This window comes from Microcoleus sp. Pol12B3 (assembly GCF_036701355.1).
Lineage (GTDB): Bacteria > Cyanobacteriota > Cyanobacteriia > Cyanobacteriales > Microcoleaceae > Microcoleus.
The window spans coordinates 1-22,333 of the sequence record NZ_JAUBQS010000073.1 but is presented as its reverse complement, the minus strand read 5'-3'; the positions used below and the strand labels follow the sequence as shown (position 1 = coordinate 22,333).

Genomic DNA, 22,333 nt, shown 5'->3' with positions numbered 1-22,333 from the left:
GCACGCGAACCCGCCCTGAAAGGATTATTGAGAATGGTCAAGGTATTTTACATACTTATGACTTAGGCGTATAAGTCGATCGCACTTGCAACTCCTTCAACTGCTTCTCATCCACACCAGCCGGCGCATTCGTCAGCAAACAGCCCGCCTGCTGCGTCTTCGGAAACGCAATCACATCGCGAATCGATTCCTCGCCAGCCAACAGCATCACCAACCGATCCAAACCGTAAGCAATGCCTCCGTGGGGCGGAGTTCCATACTCAAACGCATCCAACAAAAAGCCAAACTTATTGTAAGCTTCCTCAGTCGATAAGCCGATCGCCTCAAACACCTTTTCCTGAACTTCCCGCTGATAAATCCGCAGCGAACCGCCGCCGATTTCTGTGCCGTTTAACACCAAGTCGTAAGCTTGAGCTCTCGCAGTTTTCAAATCGTTAATATCGTCGGGATGCGGCGCAGTAAACGGGTGGTGCAATGCTTCCAAACGCTTCTCGTCAGCGTTCCATTCAAACATCGGGAAATCTGTCACCCACAGCAGATTCCTCTTGTCTTTGTCAATCAATCCCAATTCGTTACCCACGAACAAACGCAATCTATCCAAAGTCTTATTGACAGTTATCGCGTCAGCCGCAGCAAATAACAACAAATGACCTGGTTGCGCGCCCGTGCGATCGAGCAATTCCTGTTTTTGCGCTTCCGTCAAATTATCCTTAATAGCGCCGATCGTATCAATTTCGCCGTTATCCCGCACCCGAATGTAAGCCAATCCCTTCGCACCCGCTTCGCTGGCTTCCTTAAACAAATCGCCGCCCGGTTTAATCCGCACGTTAGAAATCGCATCATTCCCGCCGGGAATCGGCAAAACTTTCACAATTCCGCCCGCAGCAACCGCCCCGGAAAATACTTTAAATCCCGAATCTTTCATCAAATCGGAAACATCGACTAATTCCATACCGAAGCGAGTATCCGGTTTGTCGCTACCGTAGCGATCCATTGCTTCAGCGTAAGTCAAGCGCGGAAAAGGACGAGGTAATTCTACGCCTTTGACACTTTGGAAAATCTGGGAGACTAAACCTTCGTTTAATTCAATAACTTCTTCTAAAGACATGAAACTCATTTCCATGTCTAATTGTGTGAATTCCGGCTGTCTGTCCGCACGCAAATCTTCATCGCGGAAACAGCGGGCAATTTGATAATATCTGTCTAAACCCGAAACCATTAACAATTGTTTGAACAACTGCGGCGACTGCGGCAAAGCGTACCATTCGCCCAAATTGACGCGGCTGGGCACTAAATAATCTCTCGCACCTTCAGGAGTCGATCGCGTTAAAATCGGTGTTTCAACTTCAATAAAACCTCCCACATCTTCCAAGTGGCGGCGCATAGCTTTCACTACTTGGTGGCGAAGCTGCAAATTCCGACTCATGCGATCGCGCCGCAAGTCCAAATAGCGATATTTCAGCCGCAAATCTTCCCGCACACTTTCATTTTCCGCCGTCGCCACCTGAAACGGTAACTGTTTGCGAACCGCATTTAACAACTCAATTTCGTCAGCGTAAATTTCTACTTCACCCGTAGGCAATTTCGGGTTGAGGGAATCTGCGGGACGGCTGGTGACTCGCCCGGTAATTTTAACCACATATTCGCTGCGTAAAGCCTCAGCCCCGTGATAGGAATCGGGGGTGCGTTCAGGATCGCTGACAATTTGCACGATACCCGATCGATCGCGCACATCGAGAAAAATCACCCCGCCATGATCGCGGCGGCGATCCACCCAGCCGTAAAGGGTGACAGTCTCTCCGATGTGTTCGCTTCGCAGTTCGCCGCAGTAGTAACTTCTCATAATTGGGGGTTGTGGACTAAAAATAAAGCTTTTTAATTATGCAGTATGCCTGAAACTTCTGCTGAATGCAAATGCACGCACGATCGGCATTAGCTTTGGAATTAATTCCAAAGCTAACTACCCTAACAACCCGCTGGGAGTTCCAAACCCCCGGCTGGCCCTTCTAGGAATCTGGGCGATCGCTGTGAGACTTGTCAAAAAACGCCGTCAGCGCGTTCCATGCAGACTTAGCCGCATCCGTCAAGCGAGTGCCGATCGACTCAATTTGCTTGACAATAACGTGCCAATTCTTTTCAGCTTCCGTCTGAATGTGGTCAACAGCTTGTTCGATGCGATCGCGTTCGATCAATTTATTTTGTTCCACCGCTTCTCGCGCTTGTCGCACTGCTTTCAAATAAGCTTCGCGACTGACTTCGCCGGCATCTTGCACCTGCGCTTGCGCCCGCGTTTTAATCGCATCTACCACCAGCCAGTTTTTCTCAGTTTCTTGTTTAATCAGCTTGACTGCTTCTGTGAATCTCTCGTGGGCGAGATCCTTATTTTCTTCGATCGCCCCGGAAGCCTTATTGACAGCTTTTAAATAAGCTTCGCGGGTGAGTTCGCCCGCTGCTTGCACTTCGGCGGTGGCGCGTTTTTTAATTGCTTCAAACAGCGCCGCAGTTTCTGCGATCGCCTCATCAGTCGCGTCGGGCATCTCTTTTTTGACGAGCTCCGTCGTTTCGACAGTTGCCTCTAAAATTGGTTCCTCGGTTACTTTTGGATCTGTCATATCAATCTTCTCCTGTGGTAGTAAACATTTTCAAAAAATCTCACAGTCCCTGGATGCAGACTTTGTAGGTGTAGCGCCAGAAGAATTGTGGTCTTTTATACCGACTTTGTACGTGTAGCGCCAGAAGGAATTCTGGCATTTAATAAGAACTAGGCAATTCTTGTTCCAGCTTTATCAACTTTTGTATCCGCGCTTACCTAGTTGCAATGATCTCAGTTCTATTACATTATATCTACCACACTTGCTCTCATGTGTAGGATACCGCCAACTTGTAGGTACGGTTTAGCGCACTTAAATTTGTGATAAGTCTCTATACCTAAAAAAACACACATTAATAAACTGGGTTTCTGAACACTATCAAACTGGCAAATTTAGTAGTTTCCATTTTCCAACTGCAAATCTTCGCTCTCGTCTCTATATAACAAGTGGTGACATCTTTGAGCGTGTAGTAAAGATTGAGGAAATTCGTATTGAGATAACAGTATCTCTTCGAGCGCAACTTTCATTTGAGTGGCGCAGATATGTGGCGGCACTTTGCCCGTTCCCATACCCATGCCTGGAATAGCGATAGTTTCAATGATATGTTTGACTGGAGTTCCATCTGGGACTGAGCCAAATTTTACGAGATTCAAAATAGCGCGGGTTGCTAGATAAACATTTACTGTTTCTCTTAAAACTGTGGGAACCCGCATGATTGGTGCAGCTATTAAATAGGGAATTTCAGCATGATCCGTGTCTACAATTTCTGCCATTCCTACTAAAAGTTCGCCGTGATGTCGAGCCTGAATTAGTTTTTGCAAGCGTTCAAGAAACTGCCCTCCAAAATATTCGGAAATTTCTAAATCTAAGCCGTCGTCCATGAAACCAAAACTATTCCCCGGACTAACAATAGCATCGCATTTTACATCAAATATTGAACCGTGATGTATCTTTACATTTTCCATACTGCCGCAAGTGCTTTCCCACGCTCTAACTAAACCATCGTCTAAGGTAGCCAGCACAATTTGCATAAATACTCTCTCTTAATTTTAATTGCGAACAGCTAGAGCGATCGCCAATTTAATCCTACAATACTTTACATAAGTCCGCTGAATCTAAAATTCATCTCTATATCAAGTAGCAAATATTTAATAGCTGTATGCTGCAAGACCCGAATCTGCGCAATCCGATCGCAATTAGTTTAGGTGCCGTTGCCGGCGCTTTGAGCCGGTATTATATCACCTTGTGGTTTGCCAATCGTTTCGGGACGGCTTTTCCCTACGGAACTTTTTTTATTAACATCACGGGTTGCTTGGCTATGGGATTTTTTATCACCCTCGCTTTTGAACGGGTGGTGACTATTCCGTCGGAAGTCCGGTTAATTGTAGCAACGGGCTTTTTGGGTGCTTATACTACTTTTTCAACTTACGGTTTAGAGACGAACGTCTTGTGGCGCGATCGAGCTTACAGCATCGCCGCTTTTTACTGGGCAGGCAGTGCCATACTCGGAGTAATCGCTGTTCAGCTTGGTGTCATTTTAGCACGAATTGGTAAATAGATAACATCGATTTATGAAAATAATATCACTTAAAAAGAATGCCATTGTAGGCAAACACCCAACCCATTCAGCATCAGTCTGTCGATTTGAGATCGGCTTTCTGGACAATACCGACTACATCTTTTTCTCACACCCTTAACCTAATACAGGCACAGATTTTAACTGGGTTGCTACCCTGTCAGGTTTAGGTGTAATGATGTGTACTGCATCGTGTTTTCTGGCTGACGGGCTAAACTTTTCAAGCTGTTTCCCTACCTTGTTTTCAGTTTACTCTTTCTCGGTTGAACTCGCGTTTAATAAATAATGCTTATGGCGATCCGATACCGTTGTTATCAAAAGAACGGTTGAGGATTTAAACAGCGTTTGTTGCGTTTATGCTCGTACATGAGTTTGTCAGCCTTGGCCAGCAATTGTTCTAATAAAACTTCATTCTTTAAATCCCCCAACTCTACACCAAGACTTATTGAGATATAAGCTCGCTCCGACTGTTGATTAAAGCGATCTATATTTTCTTGCAGTCGAAAATGAAAATTAGTAGATGAAGCACCTAAAAAATTAGGAATAAATAAAGCGAATTCATCTCCTCCCAGTCGAGCTATAATATCGGCATCACGAAAGGTTTGCTTCAATATTTTAGCTGCGTCAACGATTACTCTGTCTCCCATTTCGTGTCCTAAAGTATCGTTAATCTTTTTCAAACCATCTAAATCAGCGAACAAAATAAAATAGGATGTTTGCGTGCGAAGAGCAATTTTTAGTTGTTGTTCTGCTAGTAAAAAGAAGCCGCGTCGGTTATATAATCCAGTTAATTCATCGGTCACTGAGAGCTGCCTTACTTCTGCTTCTGCCCTCAGACGTTCCTGGATTTCGTGTTCTAAACGTTGATTTTGTTCGATCAGTTGTTGGCGTTGCTGTTGGATGAGTAATTGATTTTTTACTCGCATCAGCACTTCCTGCTCTTGAAAGGGTTTGGTAATATAGTCTACACCACCCAGCTCAAAGGCTCGTACCTTGTTTTCCAGTCGTTCGAGCGCACTGATAAAAATAACCGGTATCTGAGCACTGGCTTCAGATGCTTTTAACTTTTGGCAGACTTCGTACCCATTCATATCTGGCATATTAATGTCAAGTAAAATCAGAGCAGGTGGGTCGCGATGAATACCTTGGAGTGCCATCCTGCCGTTGAGGGCTTTACGCACAATATAGCCCTGTGACTCTAAAATTTTGGCTAACAAGCGCAGATTGTCTGGGGTATCATCCACGATGAGAATATTCCTTTCGGCCGCAAGTTTGAATAGAGTTGTCATGGGCTTGTTCCTAAATCTGGGTGAGAGTTGCGATCGTTTCAAGCTGAAAGTTATCGACCAAAGATGTCATCGCAGCGATGAAATCTTGTTTCTCCTTGGGAATTTGAGCAATAAGTTCATAAAGCTTATTATCACTAAGATCTAGTGCTGCTTCATGAACTTCTGCAATCCACTTGGCTGGCATGGTTTTAAAGTCTGGAGTAAATATCTTTGGTGGCGAAGCTGATGATTTTGGCGGAAGTTTTTCGGCGTAGCAGTAGCGGACGCCCAAGTGATGAGCTATTTTCTCGAAAAGTGTGTCTTCAGTAAACGGCTTGGCAATGTAGTCATCGCAACCGACTTGCAGGCTGGCGATACGATCGTCTTCAAAAGCATAGGCAGTGAGGGCAATGATGCGTGTAATTTGTCTTTTGTCCTGTGACATTTGCCCTGAGTTATCTGCTGATGACTCATGACTCATGACTAATGACTGTTGTGATCGAATCTGTCTCGTCGCTTCATAACCATCCATGACAGGCATTTGAATGTCCATCAAAATCAGGTCAGGGTTCCATGTTTGCCAACGAGCGATCGCCTCTACCCCATTTTCCACCGCACACACATCAAACCCAAATGACTCCAGCAGTGTCACCAGCAGTTGCCGATTTTCTGGCACGTCTTCTACTACTAGAATTCGGTAGATAGGTTGCCCAGGTGCGAGCCCGATAATCCGATCGCTAATTTCAGGTTCCTCTAAATCAAGGGACTCTGGTAGTTCTAAAACAACTTGGCAGGTAAAAGTCGATCCTCGATTCAGGGTGCTTCGCACGGTGATATCGCCTCCCATCAGACGCGCAAACTCACGACTGATAGACAGTCCCAAACCTGTTCCTCGATCGTTGCGACCGCGATTGGTTTGCATGAAAGCGTCAAAAATTGATTTTAAATCTGAGGGAGAAATGCCAGATCCGGTATCCTCAACTTCGAGACACAGGGTAATAGTTGGTTTAATATCAGGTGGATTAGTGGCGCGATCGCGAACTGTACCGGATGGCATATCATCTGATGAAAAAGCTCGTCCGCGCAGGGCTATGCTTCCTGTTGTTGTAAATTTGATCGCATTCCCCAGCAGATTAATCAAGATTTGGCGAAGTTTTGCTTGATCCCCACAGACATAACGGGGAACAGTAGCATCCCACTCGCTGCTCAGATGTAACCCTTTCTCAGGCGCTTTGATGCTGAACATCTCGTTGATAGAACCCAGCAGTCGATGCAGATTAAAACAGCTTCGACTCAGTAGCAATTGCCCTGCTTCAATCCTAGACATTTGCAAAACATCGTCGATCAATGTTAGCAGGTGTTCTCCACTACGGGTAATGATCCCTAAATGCTCTTGAAATTCTTCTGGGATATAGGGGCTGCGGTTCATAAGCTGGGTAAATCCCAGAATGGCGTTGAGAGGCGTTCTGAGTTCGTGGCTCATGTTCGCAAGGAACTGGCTTTTGGCACGGTTGGCTATTGCTGCCTTTTGTGCAGCGTGTTCTAGGGCAGCTTGCGAAAATTCTAACACCGCCAGCATGAGGATATGCCTCATTTCGGCGGCAGCTTCTAACTCTGCAATCTGCCACGGATAAGACATCTCTCGCACTGTCTCTTGCCACAGTTCAAAGGATTTGCGGGGACACAGGTGCATTTTTCCAATTTCGTCGATCGACACAGCATCGTGTGGATTACCTGCCCAGTTTATGGTTTGAATTTGTTCGGGTCTGAACCAAAGGATATGGTATGACTTTTGTATGGCGTAGGAGAGGAAGATTGAGATTGCTAAAACACCGCTCGCTCGGTCTTTGAATTGCTTCGCTTGGGGATACAACTGAGACAAAGAAGCTGTTGCAAACACTCGTTCTTTGTTCTGTTGTAGCAACCACTGCACGAGCTCGTCAACCTCAGCTTCAGATGGTGTTTTACCCACCAATGTCAGACGACCATCGAGCAGAATTGCAGCTCCCTGAGCATGAACTAAATCTAGCATTTGAGAAGCATTTTCGGTCAATACTTGTTCGATAAAATTAGACTCTCGCCGGAATGCCTGCTGAAGTTGATCCTGAATAGTTTTTGCCTGCGATCGGTAAACGTTCAATTCTCGATCTTGCTGATGCACCAGTTCGATAGAGGCAAATTGTCCTAAAAATTCACAGGTTTTGCGAGTTTCGTAATCTAGCAATCGCGGGCTGTAATGGTGACAGGCAATTAATCCCCAGAGGCGCCGATCGTCAATTAACGAAATCGTCAGTGTCCCAGCCACTCCCATATTCTGCAAATATTCAATGTGGTAGGGAGATACTCCCCTTAACACACAAGCACTTAGATCCTGGGGTGTATTGGTTAGGGGATGGTTGGTGGGAATTAGGCGGGCCGGGGTGTAATTGATATTAGGAATTTGGCGCACCCAATTGCTGTAAAACAATTTGCGGGCGGGTACGGGAATATCGATCGCCGGGTAATGCAATCCCAAGTAGCTTTCTAGAGAACTTTCTTTCTCTTCGGCAATCACCACCCCATGGTCATCGGCTTCAAAGCGATAGACCATTACGCGATCGAACCCGGTCATGGCTTTCACTTCTCTAGCAATGGTTTGAGCTAAATCCGAAATATCGATCGCACTGCGAAAGTTGAGGATAACTGTTTGCAGACGCTGATAAAAATCGATTGAATGATTATTTTCAATAGTCAAGTGGGGTTCCAGCTCCAGAATCAACTCATCTGGTAGCTGATGCAGTGTGCTTCTATATCTTTGAATCGTGCCGTCTTTGAGAGGGATTTCTAGATCGAAAACCTTATGAATTTCTAGTTGTTCTCGCTCTAGACACCTAACAATTTCTTGTACTCGATCGTGACCCAATACCCCTGGCAATGGCTGACCTAGCAATTCTTCTGCCGAAATGCCACATAACTGTTCTACATTTTTACTTACTTGTAAAATATTGAGGCTTTTTTCTTGCATCAATAAAACGATTCCGTGTGGCTGAATATGACCGGGAGCATACACGGATTCTTCGCTGCATTCCTCTAAATTATTTAAACTGACAGGAGTAAACTGGTAAATTTTGGGTGTTTTATTAGGCATCTTATAGCAGTAATTATCAATAAAAATTAAGAAGGTTTTTCACTAATTACAACAATTAAATTTAATTATTGTTGGCTGTTTCTAATTCCCTAGTCATAATTAAACATTTAACTGCACAACAGCTTATAAATCCAATGGAGGAATTCCAATTGGAAAATGGTCTTGAATTAGATTAAGAATTTTTTCAAATTGATACTGGTTGGCGAGTTCCGTCAGATAAGTACCGAATTGAGCGAGTTCTGAGGAAAGTTGAGCTACCAGTTCAATTATCGCAAAATCATCCCCACATAAAGCAGCATCTTCCAACTGAACAACCCATACTCTTGGTAATGTCGCCAAAAGCATTGGATCGAAGGAATCTGAAACGGAAGAGGCAACAGAACAGAGGTAAGAAGGAAAACAATCTGTTCCCCGTTCCCCCTTTTCTATTTCCTTTTCCTCATATACATACTCTAACCCCAGGTATTCGGCCATCTTAAGAAATAGGGTTTGTTCCCGGAAGGGCTTGCTGATGTAGTCGTTGCAGCCAGCAGCCAAGGCGAGGGCGCGATCGCTCTGGGAAGCCTGGGCCGTAAGTGCAATAATGATACTGTTGTGTCCGTCTTCCATTGCCCGAATTTGCTTCGTAGCCTCGTATCCATCTAACACGGGCATCCGAATGTCCATCCAGGTTAGGTCGGGTTGCCATTGTTGCCAAATCTGCACAGCTTGCTGTCCGTTGGTAGCTTCTTTTACCTCTAATCCTAATTGTGTCAGTAATCTGACCATTAGCAAGCGATTTTCTGCTTGATCGTCAACCACCAAAATGCGATGATCCCCTTGACTTGGAGCCAGCCCAATCACGAGGCGATTATTCTCTTCGGGTGTAACATTAACTCCACTGATGGGGCTGACGGGAAGGGTAAATGTGAAGGTACTCCCCTGTCCTACAGTGCTGCTGACAGAAATTTTTCCGCCCATGAGTTCCAACAATTTGCGGCTAATGGTTAGACCTAGCCCCGTACCGCCGATCGATCGCTTCCCAGCTTGAGCTTGCACAAACGCATCGAAGATGGTGTCGAGTTCGACCGATGCAATCCCTACACCTGTGTCAGCGACTACAAACTGGAGAATCGGCCGAGTTGTGCTTAATGCCCCTGTACCGTCCGCCTCAATGCTGACTTGCAAAGTAATGCTTCCCCGACGATCGGTAAATTTGATGGCATTACTCAGCAGATTCAGCAAAACCTGGCGCAGTTTTTGAGCATCGGCAAGCATAAATTGGGGAACTTCTGGCGCAATCTCGAAACAAAGGTCAAGTCCTTTAGAACTTGCTCGTTCCGCCAACATATTTCGGAGGGAATGCAGCAGCGCAATTAAGTCCAATCCGCTTTGTTCAACTGTGCAGTGTCCCGATTCAATTTTCGAGAGATCCAGCACATCGTTAATCAAACTCAAAAGGTGATCCCCACTGCGTTGAATTGTTTGCAGGTCTTGTTTTTGGTTGGGAGTTAGGGAGGGGTCATGGGTCATCACTTGGGCAAATCCTAGAATTACGTTGAGAGGAGTGCGTAATTCGTGGCTCATATTGGCTAGGAAGGTACTTTTTGCCAAGTTCGCTGCTTCTGCTGCTTCCATTGCGTGCTGCAGTGCCAGTTCTTTACGTTTGCGATCGCTGATGTCTTTGTGCGTTCCAATCATCCGTAAAGGCTTACCATCTTCATCGTAGCTAACGACTTTCCCGTAGTTAGCGATCCACTTCCACTCACCTGACTTGCAACGCACGCGATAGTCAAAGGCATATTTAAGAGAGCTATCTTGCAAGTTACTATTGAGAGCCTCAAAAACCCACAATGTATCATCAGGATGAATCATCTGTTCCCAGAGGTTCACATCCATCACCAACTCACCGGGCTTGTAGCCCAGCATCTCCTGGTAGTAGGAATTCAGGTAAACTTTTCCAGTTTCAATGTCCCAATCCCACAGTCCATCTCCAGAAGCTTCTAGTGCCAGTTTCAAGCGTTCCTCACTCAGTTGTAAGGCGGTTTCAGCTTCATGTTGTCGTGTCACATCGATCGCCACACCACCTACTAGCATTTGCCCAGATAAGTCGGGGATGAGAAATTTGTAAACCAGAAACTCACCCAGGGTTCCATCTCGACGGGACGCAATCTCAATCGTTTCAATTAGCTCGTTGGTGTGAGCAACGGTTTGGATATTATCTAGATATTGTTGGGCGAAGGCGGCGGGGTAAAGTTCAAAAATGGATTTTCCAATCACATTTTCAGTGGGTAGCTCGAAGGTATTGAGATAAGTCTGGCTGGCATAGAGCATTACACCATTTTCATCGGTAATCCAGGCAGGGGCAGGGCTGTGATTCATGAAGGCTTGGAAGCGAGTTTCACTCTCTCGGAGTGCCTGTTCTGCTTGTTGGCGTTCCGCTTCGTTGCGTTTGCGATCGCTAATATCTCGGCAGATACAGAAGTTCATCATCTCATCTTGTAATTCCACCCGGTTCCAGCTAATTTCCACGTCATATACAGAACCATCCTGGCGGCGATGTCGCGTTTCAAACAGCGGAATAACCTCCTCTCTCTGGAGCATAAGTTGTAGTTCTTCCCTCGTCCATTCAGCATCCCAATCAAACACACTCAGATTTAGGGTTTCTTCTAGGGTGTAGCCCAGCATTTGAGCAAAACTGGGACTAGCTTCGACAACTTTTCCGACCCAATTCATGACAACAACACCGTCCAGGGAAGTGTTGAAGAAGGTTTTACTCCGCAGGAGTTCCTGTTCTAGTGCAAGTTCGGCTTTTTTGCGATCGCTAATATCTTTCATGAAGCAGTAATGCCCCATAAATTGGTGCTGTGCGTCGTAAGTTGAAATCATCACCAATTGGTTATAAAAAACCGAACCGTCTTTACGAATCCCTCTGGTTTCAACTTCAACTCTGCCCTCTTGCACCATCAGCCAATAGGCTGCAACCAGTTTTTTCAACTCATCGGGGTGTACGGTTTTTTCCCAGGACATCCGGATCATTTCTTCTGGCTGATAGCCTGTCATGTTACCATAAGCTTTATTCACATAGAGGTAGTGTCCTTGTACATCCAGTTTGGAGATGCCGGAAACCGCATTTTGCATTACCTCACTCATTTCTCTACGCTCTGCTTCTGCGTGTTTGCGATCGGTGATATCTTCTGAAAAACAAAGTAGGTACTGGGGCTGATGCTGCTCGTCGTAAATGGGAATCTTCACCGTATGCAGCCAACGTTTTCCCAGACTATGACTGTCAATGATTTCTTCAGCAATATCCTCCGCCTTACCTTTTTCAAAAGCTTCTCTATCCTTTTGATCGAAAAAGATAGCCTGTTCTCTTGGGAAAAAATCATAGCCACTTTTGCCGATCGCATTTTCGGCTGAGATGCCAAATAACCGTTCGCTGGTTTTATTCCAAAACTGAAATACGCCAAATCGTTTAGGCTCTGCGTCCTTAACAAAAATTGCGAGCGGTAGATGATCCAGCAGTGCTTGTAAGAAATTGCGAGTTTTCTGGATTTCCAGCTCTACTTTTTTGCGATTGCTAATATCAATAAACGTAACTACAACTTGTATGATTTTACTGTTTTGATCGAACTCTGGGTAGGCATTAACTAATACCCAAACACAACTATCAATTTCTTTTTTAATTCCTAAAACATAATTTTTGAGGGAACTTCCACGGGATAAAACCTGATTTACCGGATATTCCTCTAGGGGCATCACGCTGCCATCTTCCCGCACAAAATGCCAGGCCGGAGATATCGCAGTTTTTCCCAGCATTTGATCCATTGAAAGCCCTAGTAATTCACCAGCTCTTTCATTACATAATTGAATGCTGGTATCTGTCGCATGAATCACAAAACCTGCATTTAAGTTATCGATTAATTGCCGATACCTGGCTTCGCTGACCTGTAAAGCAACTTCAGCTTGCTTGCGCTCGGTAATGTCGGTGTGAGAACCAGCCATCCGAATTACGTTACCTGCATCATCCCAAAGTGCCTGACCGCGATCCAAAATCCATTTGTAGGAACCATCTTTGCAGCGAAGGCGATATTCTGTGAGATAGAAAGGAGTTTTCTTGGCAAAATGGTCTTGAACGGCTTGCATCACCCATCCCAAATCATCAGGATGTACCAGATTAGCCCATTCGTCTAGAATGTTTTGGATTTCCCGGTCTTCATACCCCAGCATTTGCTTCCAGCGACTAGAAAAAAACACATCATGGGTTTGAATATTCCAATCCCAAATCCCATCGTTATTGCCGCGTACAGAAAGTTCCCAGCGTTCTTCACTTTCACGTAGTGCTGCTTCTGCTTGTTTGCGGTCAGCAATATTCCGGGCAATCTTTGAGACTCCAATTATATTCCCTGTTTCGTCTTTAATGGGGGAGACACTCATCGAGACATCGATTAATGTTCCATCTTTCCTCAGCCTTTTTGTATCGTAGTGTTCGGTGCGTTCTCCTAGCTGGATTTTGGTGAAAATTGCGTTTTCCTCATCTCGATAGTCTGGGGGAATCAGTTTTCTCCCTGATTGCCCTACTATTTCGGCCGCTGTATAGCCAAAAATTGTTTCTGCTCCTACATTCCAACTTGTAACTACACCCTCTAAATCTTTACTGAGAATGGCATCTTCCGAAGATTCAACGATCGCAGCTAGTCGAGCGATCGCAATTTCTGCCTGTTGTCGCTGGTGAATTTCCCATTGCAACTGGCGATTGGCTTTTTTGAATTTATCGACTTTGCAATAACTAACTTGTGCCAGATACATGACCCACATCAGCAGGAAAACTAAAAATAAGCCACCAATTAATACAACTCTCGGCCAATAAAAGTTTACTCTTTCTACTAAATCTAAAGTTGGATAAATATCTATTCTCCAGTCTACCCCATAGGCTTTCAATACCACTGTTTTTGAAACTGATTTTTGAGACACAAACTCTTGACCGTAGAGCAAATTTGTGCCAGCATAGATAGCAATTTTGTACCCTGGTGACACTTTTAAAATACTTTCAAATAAAGTTTGAAACTGAAAAAGTCCGACAATCCACCCATCAAAACGTTCACCTACAAACAAAGGAAAAGTTGCTAGAAATTCTTGACCCCCTTGAACGAGTGAAAGATTGCGAGTTAACATAGGTTGACGCAAATCACGAGCCACTTGCAAAGTAATTTTGCGACGCAGTTCCCCATTAACATCTAGGTTTTGTGCTGCCTCATTCCCTGCCAGTGGCACAACCCATCGCACTTTAAATGATGGATCGACTAATTCGATCGCCTGATAACCGTAGAAATCCTTTACATAAGCCTCAGCATCGGCTTCCCAAAGAGCCTTTGGTGTACCGCCATTAGCTTCCCAGCGATTCGCCATTTGCCGAAGTGTCAACACCCGAATGGATAATCCTTCGGTCAGTTGTGACTGAATCGCATTGGCTTCCTGCTGAATTAACTGCTCGATGTGAATTTGTCCGTTAATGGTTAGCTGTTGCCACGTAAATAAAACAGCAAGAGAGGCCACCACACCAAGCAAAAGAGGTAGCAATCGTTTAAATGGTGTTTGGTCTAAACTTATAATTACTTTGCGTCGAGGGATTACCATAAATTAAGCGATAGATGAATAGAGCAGCATTCAAATTTTTTGGCTAGACTTGGGTAATTTAATAATGCAATGAAACTAAGTCTTGAGCCGGAAAACCAGTTAGCGATAAGGTATTCTCTAAACTTTATACCCCTAAGCTTGTTTGTTAAATACATCGGTAAAGAATGTTGTTACTTAACCCCTAGCCCTTTAACTAGATTTATAGAGATCGATGAGCCACATCTGTTCAAATTGTAAATAGGTATTGTTTGCCAACATTGGGGAGAAGACCAGTAGATTTGATGCTTGCTAACGTGAGGCAGCCTTTGATTCGAGCAGCAGGGGCAGTGTGGCATAAAAACCTCTTTTGTAACTAAAACTCAAGGGTATTTCACTCTTTTGCAACGTGCTGCAAGTTCGCTTGAAGCAACAATAACCAGACCATAGAGAAAAAAAATAAAGATTTGGTAAAGAATATAAAAGGGTTAAGGAAAAGATACAAGTTTAAACATTCCGTAATAAAATCAAGAGCGCAGAGAATTTTTATCCCACAATACGCACCTTGTAATGTCCCATCTGGTTTGTTATAATTGTACACTATTCAGATGCAGCTTTTGAGATCCATTCCTACAGAAAATTGTTTTCCTGTTCCCTGTTCCTTGATTTGATCTGAGAGTCTAAATCCCAGCCCAACAAATTGGCAGTTTGAACAGGAAGCATAACTGGAGCGAGGGGATTCACTATCACTGCTGGCAGGTAATATTGACAGTTTTAATTGATTGTTAATGCTCGCAAGGTAAGAAGGTGTCAAACCAATTATTGCCCAAAATTTCTTTGTGTATATAACCCGTGAAGGTGAAGAAGAAAGGATTTAGATAGTTAACATTTCGCGATCGATCTAGTCCGACGATCAACTGCACGGTATCAAATAGGGATGGCCAGGGTCGTTATTGATGATAGCCGATCGCACGCGCAAAGTAATTGGGTTATCGGTTAGGCTTTGCGATTTTGGCTGTGGCAGCTTTTTTTGGGGCTGACAGTGCTTTTGGCACTTCAGCGAACTTATCTCAATCCCCTCGATTTTGAAGCAGGAGGGTTAAAAATTAAAGCGGAAGGATGGCCGGGCTGTTTAGGGTTTATTGAGATACTTTAGGGCTGATTAGTTATGGCTATGATGATTTTCTCTTCATTGCCTTGAACCCTACCTAAAAACGAATATAAGCCTCCGACTTGTTTGGTGGAGAGATAAAAATTTTAGACTCTTGTTGCTCCCAGATTCATCTTTGGAGTAAATCTAAAATCTCCAATCCTTCGACTGAGCGCTCACACCGAAGTTTCACATCTCAAATTGACTGATTTTCACAGAAGCGCGATCGCATTTGACACCTCGATTCCTATATTTTACCCTTGGGCGATGGGGAGTGACGCGATCGCAGCCCTGATTTTTGAGAGGTAAGTTCGATCGCCTCGGCATCTTAACCCTGATGTTTGCAGTGATTTTTTCTTCACTGTTTGCCCCATTGGTATTGTTGGGAAATGGCCAGGGGGGGTTGCTAGGAATGACTTTATAGGGTATAGCTATGGGAGTCCAGGAATCAATTTTGAAAGCCGCCTTAGCTCGACTCGTGCCTGCAAACAAGAGAGGTTCCACCTATGGGATTTTTAACACAGGCTATGGCTGATCGTGCTTTCTGGGCAGTTGGGCGATGATAATTGCTTACGATCGCTCAATTACTTGGCTGGTTATATTTTCAGTTGCGCTCCAACTCGCTGTTTTTCCAGTCTTGTTGCTGGTGAAAAAGCGATCGCCTGTCACAAAAAATTGACTAAATGCTCGGCAGTCATACCATTTTTAATTTTCGATTGAGAATGACAGACTGCATCATGGTTAGGGCTGGTCTGCAGTTGCTTATTTTACGAAACTGGTATCAATTAGCCATTATCAGTTGTCAGTTTGCCATAGTTTCTAACTACTGACTACTGCTTAATAACTACCGACTAATAACTACTGCCTAATAACTAAATTCAAACAAAACATAGGAGGTTTAATTGTGGTAGCTCAAACAGCAACAGAGGGTCTCATCACCTTACAAGGAGTTAGCAAGGCTTACCCGCAGCCCAACGGTCAAAAAATATCTATTTTAGAGTCAATTAATTTAGATATCCGAGCCGGAGAAATAGTAGCTTTACTCGGCCCATCCGGTTCAGGCAAATCAACATTAATGCGAATGATTGCCGGACTTATCCCGCCCAGTAACGGTCAAGTTATCTATCACAATCGTCCTTTAGTCGGCTTAAATCCTGGGGTGGCAATTGTATTTCAAAACTTTGCCCTTTATCCCTGGCTGACCGTACTAGAAAATGTAGAATTAGGCTTAAAAGCTAAAGGAGAATTGCCCGAAGCGTGCCGCAAAAAAGCTTTACGGATGATAGACATTATCGGTTTAGACGGATTTGAAAATGCTTATCCGAAAGAACTTTCGGGCGGAATGCGGCAGCGGGTGGGATTTGCTAGAGCTTTGGCGGTAGAACCCGAATTGCTTTGCATGGATGAACCGTTTTCAGCTTTAGACGTGCTGACCGCAGAAAACTTGCGGTTTGAGTTATTAGATTTGTGGCTAGAAAAAAAGATTCCGACTCAAGCTGTGTTAATCGTAACTCACGGGATTGAGGAAGCGGTAATTTTAGCCGATCGCGTTGTAGTCTTGGGTCGCAACCCGGGGCGAATTCGCGCCGAGTTAACAGTGACTTTGCCGCACTACCGCGATCGTAAAACTCCCGAATTTCAAGCTCTCGTAGACCAAGTTTACAAAATTCTCACCAATCCCGAATTGAGCTGCGAAACAGTGACAGCACCTGCTGAAAGTGTCGCTGCTGTGTCTCAACCTCAACCCGCTCAAAGCGCTAAATACCAATCTCTGCCACAGGTGCGAACCGGTGCGATCGCAGGTCTGTTGGAACTCTTGGAAGACCGCAAGGAGAAAGACCTCTACCGCCTCGGTCAAGAATTAATGTTAGAGGTTGACGACATTTTGCCGATCGTGGAAGCAGCAAAGTTAATGGAATTTCTGGTAATCCAAGAAGGCGACCTCCTTTTAACTCCAGTTGGCATTCAGTTTATTGCCGGCGGCATTGACCAGCGCAAACAAATTGTTCGTACCCAAATTCTCAACAATATTCGCCTGGTACAGCAAATTTCTCGAATGCTTCAGGCCAAACGCAATCACCGCATTTCTGAAGAGTTGATTTTGGATATTCTAGAAGCCCACTTTAGCCCCCAAGAAGCAATGCGGCAATTGAAAACTGCTATTGACTGGGGTCGCTATGCAGAGTTATACAGTTACGATCAACCGGGCGGCGAAATCTTCTTAGAATCTGAAGTCAGTAGTCAGTGGTCAGTAGCCAGTAGTCAGTAGTCATTAGTCCGCAGTCATCAGTAATTAGTTATTAGTTATTTACTAGCAATGAGCAATTAACAATTACCCGATGCCCTAGCCGTCCGCTCCCCCAAATTCTAACTTCCAAATTTCCCATTACCTTTTTCCCGATTACCAATAACTACTTCGTATGACCAGACCTCTAACACCGGCAAATAAAACTTTAGAAAGGTCAGCTTGGACTTGGCAAGACGGTTTGCTGATTCTAGCCATCTTCTCTCTAATTTTGGTAATTGTCCAAACAGCTTCTCAATTCAGCAGTGAGTACAACCCAAATTTCAAAATTGAGACTACCCTAAATGTCTTGCCAGCATATACAGCCCAGAGTCTCTTACGCATGGTAGCAGCCTATTTTTTATCGCTGCTGTTTACCCTAGTTTATGCTTATTCTGCTTACCGCTTTCCCTTAGCCGCAAAAATTTTAATTCCCTTGTTAGATATTTTGCAATCGATTCCAGTTTTATCTTTTTTGCCGGGAGTTGTTTTAGCGCTAGTTACCTTATTTCCCGGTCAAATAATCGGCGTAGAAATCGCCTCGATTATCTTAATATTTACTGGAATGACTTGGAATATGACCTTTAGTTTCTATCAGTCGCTGTCCGGGATTCCGCGAGAACTTAAGGAAGCTGCTCAAGTTTATCGGCTGAATGCTTGGCAGCAGTTCTGGACGTTAGAATTGCCTGCTGGGGCGATCGGACTGGTGTGGAATAGCGTCATGTCAGTGGCGGGCGGCTGGTTCTTTTTGATTGCGATCGAATCTTTTACCTTGGGGGACAAAAACTTTAATTTGCCCGGACTCGGTTCCTATTTGGGCAAGGCAGCCAATGAAGGAAATTTTGGGGCGATAGGCTGGGGTTTAGCAGTCTTAATTGGGGTAATTATAGCCATAGACTTTTTCATCTGGCAGCCTTTGATTGCTTGGGTAGAAAAGTTTAAATATCAAGCGGTGGAAGCTACAAATGTACCGCAGTCAAATGTGTTAGATTTTTTAAGGCGCTCGGCGACTCTGCGGGTTTTGAAGTCGCGTATTTCGCCGATCGGCGATAGTTTCGATCGTGGTTTGGCAAGAGCTTTTGCATCGGTGGATTTACCAGCAAATCATCGCCAAGGAAGCCGCATCGGAAATTGGATAAATTGGATATTTGTTAGCGGGTTTGCCGTCATTGTGCTTTGGGGAACTTGGGAAGCGTTGCTGCTGCTGCGGTTGCTGAATTTGTCTGACTGGCAAAAAGTCATGACAGGTGCATTTTTCACAGCTTTGCGCGTCATTTCCGCGCTATTTTTATCGCTGTTGTGGACAGTGCCTGTCGGAGTGGCGATCGGTCGAAATCCCCGTTTAGCTCAAATTTTGCAGCCATTAGTACAAATAGCAGCTTCTGTACCGGCAACTGCTTTATTCCCCGTATTACTACTAGCTTTAATTCACGCTGGAGGAGGCTTGCAAATTGGTTCAGTGGCGCTGATGATGTTGGGTACAATGTGGTATTTGCTGTTTAATGTTATTGCGGGCGCTCAAGCCATACCTTCGGAGTTATTTGAAGCAGCACAAGTTTACAAACTATCCCTAATCCAGCGCTGGCAAACTTTAATTTTACCGGGAATTTTTCCCTACTTGATCACAGGAATTATTACAGCAGTTGGGGGTGCTTGGAACGCAAGTATTGTCAGCGAGTACGTGCAGTTTCAAGGTCAAATTGTTACTACAGAGGGTTTGGGAGAAACTATTTCTCAGGCTACGGCATCTGGGAATTTTTCCTTGCTGTTGGCTGCTACTTCTGTAATGTCGTTGTTGGTTGTATTGACTAACCGTTTGGTCTGGCGGCCACTTTACCGTTTGGCACAAGAAAAATATCAATTGTTGGTTTAAGTAAATCAATATCAAAAACACCATACCCAAAAAACAGGTTTCGAGAATACATCTTGGTTTGGTGGTGAAGCCTCCACAAAGAAACTGGATTGCTAACCCCGCGGGTATAAATCGTATAACTGCAACCAGTGGCGTCAATAGGCTCTAAACTGGATTCAGGAAGGCGCGCAGCACAGGTTTAGGAGGGTCATCAGTGACAGAAAAAAATTATCAATCGTCTTCTCTACCCACCTACGCGCGAAAAGAACTGCGGGAATTAGTTCGATCGCAGTTAAGGGCCCTGTTGGAAGAAGGAGACTTTAAAGGAGCAAAAGCGATTTTGCACCCGGTGCAGGAAGCAGACATAGCTGAAGCTATCGAAGGTCTGCCAGAAACCATGCAAGTAATAGCTTTCCGCTTGCTTTCCAAAGACGAAGCGATCGCAGTTTACGAATATCTCGACTCCAGCGTTCAGCAGTCCCTCTGCGAAAAATTCAAACGCCAAGAAGTCATTGACATTGTAGACAAAATGTCCCCGGACGATCGAGCTAAACTCTTTGACGAACTGCCGGCAATATTAGTCCGTCGCCTGTTGGGTGAATTGAGCCCGACGGAACGGGAAGCTACGGCTCAACTTTTGGGTTACGAAGCCAGTACCGCCGGTCGGATCATGACCCCGGAATATATTTCTCTGAAAGAAAGCTTTACCGTCGCCCAAGCTTTAGACCGAATTCGCTCTTTGGCTAAAACTACCGAAACAATTTATTCTCTTTACGTCACCGACGCCGGACGCAGCTTGACCGGCATTTTATCTCTGCGGGATTTAGTCACTTCCCCCCTCGACAAAACTGTCGGCGAAATTATGACCCGCGACGTAGTTTCTGTTCAAACAGGAACGGATCAAGAAGAAGTAGCTAGGCTGATCCAGCGTTACGATTTTTTAGCTGTACCCGTTGTAGACCGCGAACAGCGGCTGGTCGGGATCATTACAGTTGACGACGCGATCGACATTTTAGAACAAGAAGCAGCAAAAGATATTTATACCTTGGGCGGCGTCCAGTCCGGCGGCGACAATTATTTCCAGACCGATTTAATCACCGTTGCCCGGAAAAGGGTCGTGTGGTTGTTTGTTCTGCTTTTAACTAATACTGTCACCGGCGCAATTATTAGAGCTCAAGAAGATATTTTGCACCAAGTAGTCGCCCTAGCAGCCTTTATTCCCCTGCTGACTGGCACTGGAGGCAATGTCGGAGCTCAGTCCTCAACAGTTGTAATTCGCGGTTTGAACACTGATGAAATTACAGCAATGGGGCCGTTTCAAGTAATTGTTCGCGAGGGGATGGCGGGAGCGCTGCTAGGAGCTATATTGGGGACTGTAGCGACGGGCTGGGCTTATACTCTGCAAGGGAGTTTAGCCGTGGCACTCGCGGTGGGAGTGAGTTTGTTTGCGATCGCAATTTTAGCTTCTATTGCCGGTTCAGCTCTGCCGTTTCTATTTCGTTCTTTGGGTTTAGACCCCGCTTTAATGTCTGCTCCCTTTATTACCACCGCAGTTGATGTCCTTGGGGTCTTGATTTATTTCACTTTAGCTCGACTAATTTTGCAGATTTAATATATTTAATTAGATGGCTGTGAATAAAAAACTTAATCTGTTTTTCACCACTGCTAAATTCGGGGTCGGCGTCCGATTCCATACCGGATAGGTGCGCTCGCGCTTCTTACTTTATTTTTATCCGCATATTTGTACCAGTTGAAAAAAATAATGCAACTATAGGCCATTTCTCCAAACTCCGAGCTTCATCAGTCATTCCAAATCTAAAATCTAAAATCTAAAATCTAAAATCTAAAATGGTATTAGCCTATGTCATCATCCAATTCATCCACCAAAATCCAAAATCCCAAGTCGAGCAATTTGTTAGAAACTGCTGAAGTGGTTTTTATTGCTGCCTCTGCTGTGGGATTGGCTGCTAGTTTGGTTTGGGGGCAGAGCGTTTATGCTCAAGTGCCTGTAGTGATTTCGTTGGTGTTGAATTTTGTGAACCGGCAGAAGTTGCACGGGCAAGTTAAAGCAAGTACCGCGGCCACTTTCGATCGCGTAAATCAACAAGCAGCTACTACCGATCGCGCGATCGAGCAATTGCAACTTGCTGTAAATGCTTTAGACGAAGCTCTTTCTCAAACATCTCGCGAAAATCTCAATGTTGCGCCTGGAGAAAACGTACACTCTCTAATTTCAGCAATTGAGAACCTGCGCCAGCGACTAATAATTTTAGAAAAAACTATTAAAATGATTCAAAGCGAGATCGAACTCACCAGCCGCCAATTCAAACAGCGGCCGGAGTTGCAACAAGTCGAAACTTTGACAACAATAATTCTGGACTTGCAGCAGTTTATCAACGAACTGCCGCAGTGGGGCAGTTTGCAGCAGCGGCAGCTAACAGAACTTCAGCAAAAAGTAGATAATGCTTTGGCTGAACTCTCAGAAGAAATTGCTGTCATTCCCAACCGCGTGCAAGAGGCGCTAGCTAGTCGCAGTGGGGAAATTAACCCACAGTTTGGTTCGGGTTTGAATGCCGCTCAAAAGAATGGTTATCGACCTAAAACCCAGAATGAGAAAATTCGCCAGAAATATCCTAGAGCTTACGTCAAGTGGAGTCAGGATGAAGACGAAAATTTGAAAAAAGAATATGCTAGCGGTCAACAAATTGACGAATTAGCTCAGAGATTTCAGCGACAGCCTAGTGCCATTCGTTCGCGATTACAAAAATTAGGATTAATCGAATAATGGGAATGGTATAGGCAAAAAGGAGTAAATCTAACCCACATTCCGCAGATATTTAAGCAGAGAGAAAGGAAGATAGATTCGGCAACACAAAACCCCCAAACGATTGCT

The 22,333-nt window shown here is 44.7% G+C and carries 12 protein-coding genes; 5 read left to right on the top strand and 7 right to left on the bottom strand.

Translation table 11 applies throughout. From position 1 onward, the window contains the following. Positions 1-55: 55 nt before the first annotated feature. The 3 genes from aspS to QUA53_RS25135 all read right to left on the bottom strand — a co-directional run bounded on the left by aspS (position 56) and on the right by QUA53_RS25135 (position 3,622). Positions 56-1,843, bottom strand: a complete 1,788-nt coding sequence (gene aspS / locus QUA53_RS25145; protein WP_333100378.1) for an aspartate--tRNA ligase — start codon at positions 1,841-1,843, stop codon at positions 56-58. A 163-nt stretch (positions 1,844-2,006) separates the two neighbouring features. Beyond that, on the bottom strand, positions 2,007-2,612 hold the full coding sequence (locus QUA53_RS25140; protein ID WP_333100377.1) for a hypothetical protein: 606 nt from the start codon (positions 2,610-2,612) through the stop codon (positions 2,007-2,009). A 371-nt stretch (positions 2,613-2,983) separates the two neighbouring features. Next, complete coding sequence (locus QUA53_RS25135) at positions 2,984-3,622, bottom strand: macro domain-containing protein (RefSeq protein WP_333100376.1); 639 nt, start codon at positions 3,620-3,622, stop codon at positions 2,984-2,986. A gap of 128 nt (positions 3,623-3,750) precedes the next feature. On the opposite strand from QUA53_RS25135, the gene crcB reads away from it, so the two are divergent. Continuing rightward, on the top strand, positions 3,751-4,149 hold the full coding sequence (crcB, locus tag QUA53_RS25130) for a fluoride efflux transporter CrcB (protein ID WP_333100375.1): 399 nt from the start codon (positions 3,751-3,753) through the stop codon (positions 4,147-4,149). Between the two features lie 332 nt (positions 4,150-4,481). Here crcB and QUA53_RS25125 read toward each other — a convergent pair whose 3' ends face one another. The 4 genes from QUA53_RS25125 to QUA53_RS25110 all read right to left on the bottom strand — a co-directional run bounded on the left by QUA53_RS25125 (position 4,482) and on the right by QUA53_RS25110 (position 15,808). Further along, complete coding sequence (locus QUA53_RS25125; protein ID WP_333100374.1) at positions 4,482-5,456, bottom strand: diguanylate cyclase; 975 nt, start codon at positions 5,454-5,456, stop codon at positions 4,482-4,484. 10 nt (positions 5,457-5,466) lie between these two features. Then, the gene (locus tag QUA53_RS25120; RefSeq protein ID WP_333100373.1) at positions 5,467-8,562 is read right to left on the bottom strand and encodes a response regulator; all 3,096 of its coding nucleotides are present in this window, start codon (positions 8,560-8,562) and stop codon (positions 5,467-5,469) included. A gap of 123 nt (positions 8,563-8,685) precedes the next feature. Then, entirely contained in the window at positions 8,686-14,178 is a 5,493-nt protein-coding gene (locus QUA53_RS25115; RefSeq protein WP_333100372.1) for a PAS domain S-box protein, read from the bottom strand. Positions 14,179-15,493: 1,315 nt separating this feature from the next. Further along, on the bottom strand, positions 15,494-15,808 hold the full coding sequence (locus QUA53_RS25110) for a hypothetical protein (RefSeq protein ID WP_333100371.1): 315 nt from the start codon (positions 15,806-15,808) through the stop codon (positions 15,494-15,496). Between the two features lie 400 nt (positions 15,809-16,208). On the opposite strand from QUA53_RS25110, the gene QUA53_RS25105 reads away from it, so the two are divergent. The 4 genes from QUA53_RS25105 (at position 16,209) to QUA53_RS25090 (ending at position 22,225) form a co-directional block, all read left to right on the top strand. Then, positions 16,209-17,573, top strand: coding sequence for a nitrate/sulfonate/bicarbonate ABC transporter ATP-binding protein (locus QUA53_RS25105; RefSeq protein ID WP_333100370.1), 1,365 nt, complete (start codon positions 16,209-16,211; stop codon positions 17,571-17,573). Positions 17,574-17,724: 151 nt separating this feature from the next. Next, positions 17,725-19,461 carry an ABC transporter permease subunit gene (locus QUA53_RS25100; RefSeq protein WP_333100369.1) on the top strand — a complete coding sequence of 579 codons (1,737 nt, stop codon included), beginning with the start codon at positions 17,725-17,727 and terminating at the stop codon, positions 19,459-19,461. Positions 19,462-19,654: 193 nt separating this feature from the next. After that, positions 19,655-21,052, top strand: a complete 1,398-nt coding sequence (gene mgtE, locus QUA53_RS25095; protein ID WP_333068369.1) for a magnesium transporter — start codon at positions 19,655-19,657, stop codon at positions 21,050-21,052. A 249-nt stretch (positions 21,053-21,301) separates the two neighbouring features. Beyond that, complete coding sequence (locus QUA53_RS25090; protein ID WP_333100367.1) at positions 21,302-22,225, top strand: hypothetical protein; 924 nt, start codon at positions 21,302-21,304, stop codon at positions 22,223-22,225. Positions 22,226-22,333 lie beyond the last annotated feature (108 nt).

Bases quoted from the DNA above. Each gene is read 5' to 3' on its own strand.
- QUA53_RS25100 (WP_333100369.1), top strand. From the start codon at position 17,725: ATGACCAGACCTCTAACACCGGCAAATAAAACTTTAGAAAGGTCAGCT.
- QUA53_RS25140 (WP_333100377.1), bottom strand. From the start codon at position 2,612: ATGACAGATCCAAAAGTAACCGAGGAACCAATTTTAGAGGCAACTGTC.
- QUA53_RS25120 (WP_333100373.1), bottom strand. From the start codon at position 8,562: ATGCCTAATAAAACACCCAAAATTTACCAGTTTACTCCTGTCAGTTTA.
- QUA53_RS25115 (WP_333100372.1), bottom strand. From the start codon at position 14,178: ATGGTAATCCCTCGACGCAAAGTAATTATAAGTTTAGACCAAACACCA.
- aspS (WP_333100378.1), bottom strand. From the start codon at position 1,843: ATGAGAAGTTACTACTGCGGCGAACTGCGAAGCGAACACATCGGAGAG.
- QUA53_RS25135 (WP_333100376.1), bottom strand. From the start codon at position 3,622: ATGCAAATTGTGCTGGCTACCTTAGACGATGGTTTAGTTAGAGCGTGG.
- QUA53_RS25090 (WP_333100367.1), top strand. From the start codon at position 21,302: ATGTCATCATCCAATTCATCCACCAAAATCCAAAATCCCAAGTCGAGC.
- QUA53_RS25125 (WP_333100374.1), bottom strand. From the start codon at position 5,456: ATGACAACTCTATTCAAACTTGCGGCCGAAAGGAATATTCTCATCGTG.
- crcB (WP_333100375.1), top strand. From the start codon at position 3,751: ATGCTGCAAGACCCGAATCTGCGCAATCCGATCGCAATTAGTTTAGGT.